3 protein-coding genes are annotated in these 3518 nt (G+C 73.7%); 2 read left to right on the forward strand and 1 reads right to left on the reverse strand.

All coding sequences use genetic code 11. The annotated features are described in order from the left end of the window. Positions 1 to 107: 107 nt before the first annotated feature. The gene (locus ACFVHV_RS43475) at positions 108 to 1988 is read right to left on the reverse strand and encodes an amidohydrolase (RefSeq protein ID WP_380359370.1); all 1881 of its coding nucleotides are present in this window, start codon (positions 1986 to 1988) and stop codon (positions 108 to 110) included. 321 nt (positions 1989 to 2309) lie between these two features. Here ACFVHV_RS43475 and ACFVHV_RS43480 point away from each other — a divergent pair, with 321 nt between their 5' ends. Both ACFVHV_RS43480 and ACFVHV_RS43485 read left to right on the forward strand, forming a co-directional pair. Further along, a complete protein-coding gene (locus ACFVHV_RS43480; protein ID WP_380359365.1) occupies positions 2310 to 2972 on the forward strand; it encodes a hydrolase in 663 nt (220 codons plus the stop codon). 24 nt (positions 2973 to 2996) lie between these two features. Further along, positions 2997 to 3479, forward strand: a complete 483-nt coding sequence (locus ACFVHV_RS43485) for a DoxX family protein (RefSeq protein WP_380359368.1) — start codon at positions 2997 to 2999, stop codon at positions 3477 to 3479. The last annotated feature ends 39 nt before the right edge of the window (positions 3480 to 3518 follow it).

Here is a 3518-nt window from a genome sequence, read left to right on the forward strand (position 1 = left end):
CGCGGCCCCCCCTCCCGTCGGGGGGGGGGGGGGGGGGGCCCCCCCGGGGCCCGGGGCGGGGGCCGGGGGGGGGCGCCCCGCTGCGGAACTGACGGCGCCTCGGGGAATCAGAGGAAGCAGGGGTCCGTCGGCAGCTGGGACTGTCCGGGCAGGGCGAGGCCGCGGGCCGCGCGCCAGGCGTGCTGCTCGCCGGAGGCCGCCACGGCCTCCAGGACGCCCTCGGCCTGGCGGACCCCGGCGGCCAGACTGGGGGCGGGGGTGGCGTGGTAGCCGCCGAAGCGGGTGACCGGGCTCCAGGAGGGCGTCACCTCGGGCAGCTCCGGGGCCAGGCCCTGGTGCTCCCCGGTGGCGTGGACGATGCGTCCGCCGACGACCGTCAGCACGGACTCGATGTGCGGGATGTCGGCCTCGGGCACGGTGAAGTAGTCGGCGTCGAGCAGCGCGAGGTCCGCGTAACTGCCGACCGTCAGACGGCCCTTGACGTCCTGCTCGCCGGTGAGGCGGGCGCCGCCGAGGGTGTAGAGCTCCAGGGCCTGTTCGCGGCTGAGGCGGTTGTGCTCGGCGGCGAGCCGCCGCCCGGAGACGGCGCGGCCGGAGACCAGCCAGTGCAGGGCGACCCACGGATTGTAGGAGGAGACGCGGGTGGCGTCGGTGCCCGCGGCGACGGTCAGCCCGCGGTCGAGCATCGCGCGCAGCGGGGGCGCTTCGGCGGCGGCGGGGGCGCCGTAGCGGGAGACGAAGGCCTCGCCCTGGAAGGACAGGCGGTTCTGGACGGAGACGGCGCCGCCGAGGGCGGCGATGCGGTCGAGGCTTTCGGGGCTGACGGTTTCGGCGTGGTCGAAGAGCCAGCGGTTGCCCTGGGGGAAGAGGCCCTCGGCGGCGAGCTTCTCGAAGACGGCGAGGTCGCGGCGGATCGTCTCGTCGTAGGTGGCATGCAGGCGGAAGCCCCAGCCGTTCTCCATGAGGATCCGGACGGCCTTCTCGAACTCGCTCTCGTAGGCACCCAGTTGCGGCCTGGGCTCGGTGAAGTTCTCGAAGTCGGCGGCGGCCCAGGTGAGGTTCTCCCCCGCGCCGTTGAGGCGCAGCCACTCGTCACCCTCGCCGGGGCGGACGGTGTTGACCCAGCGGGTGAGGTCGTCGAGCTCCTGACCGGCGGTCTGCGGGAAGAGGTGGTAGGCGATGCGCAGGCTCAGCTCGCCGCGGCGGGCGAGTTCCATGACGGTGCCGTAGTTCTCGGGGAAGCTCTGGAAGCCGCCGGCGGCGTCGATCGCGGAGGTGAGGCCGAAGCGGTTCAGTTCGCGCAGGAAGTGGCGGGTGGAGCCGATGCGGTCGGCCTCGTCCAGGGTGGGGGCCTTGGCGAGGGTGGAGTAGAGCAGCAGGGCGCCGGGGGCGGCGATCAGCAGGCCGGTGGGCTCGCCGTCGTGTCCGCGCACGATCTGGCCGCCGGCCGGGTCGGGGGTGTCCCGGGTGAAGCCGGCCGCGCGCAGGGCCGCCTTGTTGAGCAGCGCCGACTGGTAGAGGTGCAGGACGAAGACGGGGGTGTCGGGCGCCGCGGCGTTGAGCTCGGCCAGGGTGGGCAGGCGCCGTTCGGCGAACTGGTCGGCGGACCATCCGCCGACCACCCGCACCCACTGGCCGGGCGGGGTGCGCTCGGCCTGCAGGCGCAGCATCGCCAGGGCCTCGCGCAGCGTCGGGACGCCGTCCCAGCGCAGCTCCATCACGTAGTTGAGGCCGCCGCGGATGACGTGCAGGTGCGCGTCGTTCAACCCCGGCACGGCCCGACGCCCGAGCGCGTCGACCACCCGGGTGCCGGGGCCGACCAGCGGAGCGACGTCCGCGTCGTCGCCGACCGCCCGGATCAGACCGTCCCGGATGGCCACAGCGGTGGCCCGGGGGCGGCGCGGATCGTTGGTGAACACCTTGGCGTTGCGCACGACGAGGTCGGCGGGCTGCTCGGGAGCACCGGGGCGCACCCCGGCAACGGGCATGGTGGACAAGGGAAGTCCCTTCGTTGGGTGGTGTTTCGGCGCAGGCCTCGCAGCGAACCTAGGCGGACCGCGGCGGGCGAGGTTCTCCGCAGCGCATCGCCAGTTGCCCGGCAGCGCACTTCACCGTCCGGACGGTCCGGTTCCCGTGGATCCGCCCATAGCCGTGCGTTGTGGGAACAGTCCCGGGCGCGCAGCGAGCAGAACCCCGCACGGGCCGCGGGCTAGTGTCGTCGACGTACCGCCCCGCCGATCCGGCCGGGCGCCTGACGCAGTGTCACCTTCCTGTGTCATTCCCCGCATTCACGAGAAGAGAGAGCCGTCATGGTTGACTTCGCGAACGTTCACGCCGCTCCGAGCCCGGACCTGCTGACCCCCGACAACGCGATGATGCTGTTCGTCGACCACCAGCCGCAGATGTTCTTCGGCACCGGCAGCGGCGACCGCACCGCGATCATCAACGCCACCGTCGGCCTGGCCAAGGCCGCGAAGATCTTCGGCGTTCCGACGGTGCTGTCCACCGTCGCCGCCGAGTCCTTCTCCGGCCCGATCCTGCCGCAGCTGCAGGCCGTCTTCCCCGGCCATGAGGTCGTCGACCGCACCAGCATGAACGCCTGGGAGGACGAGGCCCTGGTCGAGGCCGTCAAGGCCACCGGCCGCAAGAAGATCATCCTCTCCGGCCTGTGGACCGAGGTCTGCCTCGTCCTGCCCGCCCTGTCCGCCCTCGACCAGGGCTACGAGGTCTACGTCGTCGCCGACGCCTCCGGCGGCGTCAGCCCGCTGGCCCACGAGCACGCCCTGCAGCGGATGACCGCCGCCGGCGCCGTGCCCGTCACCTGGATCCAGGTCCTGCTGGAGCTCCAGCGCGACTGGGCCCGCACCGAGACCTACGTCGCGGTCACCGAGCTCGTCAAGGAGCACGGCGGCGCCTACGGCATGGGCCTCGTCTACGCCCAGTCCATGATCAACCCGCACGCCGCCGGCTGACCGAACCACCCGACGGAGTCCGACATGAACACCGGCCTACTCCTGCTGCGCGCGGTCGTCGGCCTGTTGCTCGCCGGCCACGGCGTCCAGAAGGTCAGCTTCCACCTCGGCGGCGGCGGACTGGAGGGCGGCACCGCCGAGTTCCGGGGCGACGGCTTCCGCGGCGGCAGGCTCACCGCGCTGGCCGCCGGCGCCACCCAGGTCGGGGCCGGGCTGATGCTCGCCCTCGGCCTGCTCACCCCGCTGGCCGGCGCGGGCGTCATGGGCGTGATGACCGTCGCCCTGACGGTCAAGTGGCCCCACGGCCTGTGGGTCCAGCACGACGGGTACGAGTTCCCCCTCGTCCTGATCGTCACCGCCGCCGCGCTGACCGCCACCGGCCCCGGCCAGTGGTCGCTCGACGGGGCCCTCGGCCTCGCCGCCTGGCCGCTGTGGTGCCTGCCCGCCGCCGTCCTCGCCGGCGTGGGCGGCGGACTCGCCACCCGCCTCGCCCTGCACCGCACCTGACACCCGCGCGACACGAACGGGCTCGGGCCCCTGGAAGGG

Source organism: Kitasatospora sp. NPDC127116, assembly GCF_042677365.1.
In the GTDB taxonomy this organism is placed as follows: domain Bacteria; phylum Actinomycetota; class Actinomycetes; order Streptomycetales; family Streptomycetaceae; genus Kitasatospora; species Kitasatospora lactacystinica.

Bases quoted from the DNA above. Each gene is read 5' to 3' on its own strand.
- ACFVHV_RS43475 (WP_380359370.1), bottom strand. From the start codon at position 1,988: ATGCCCGTTGCCGGGGTGCGCCCCGGTGCTCCCGAGCAGCCCGCCGAC.
- ACFVHV_RS43480 (WP_380359365.1), top strand. From the start codon at position 2,310: ATGGTTGACTTCGCGAACGTTCACGCCGCTCCGAGCCCGGACCTGCTG.
- ACFVHV_RS43485 (WP_380359368.1), top strand. From the start codon at position 2,997: ATGAACACCGGCCTACTCCTGCTGCGCGCGGTCGTCGGCCTGTTGCTC.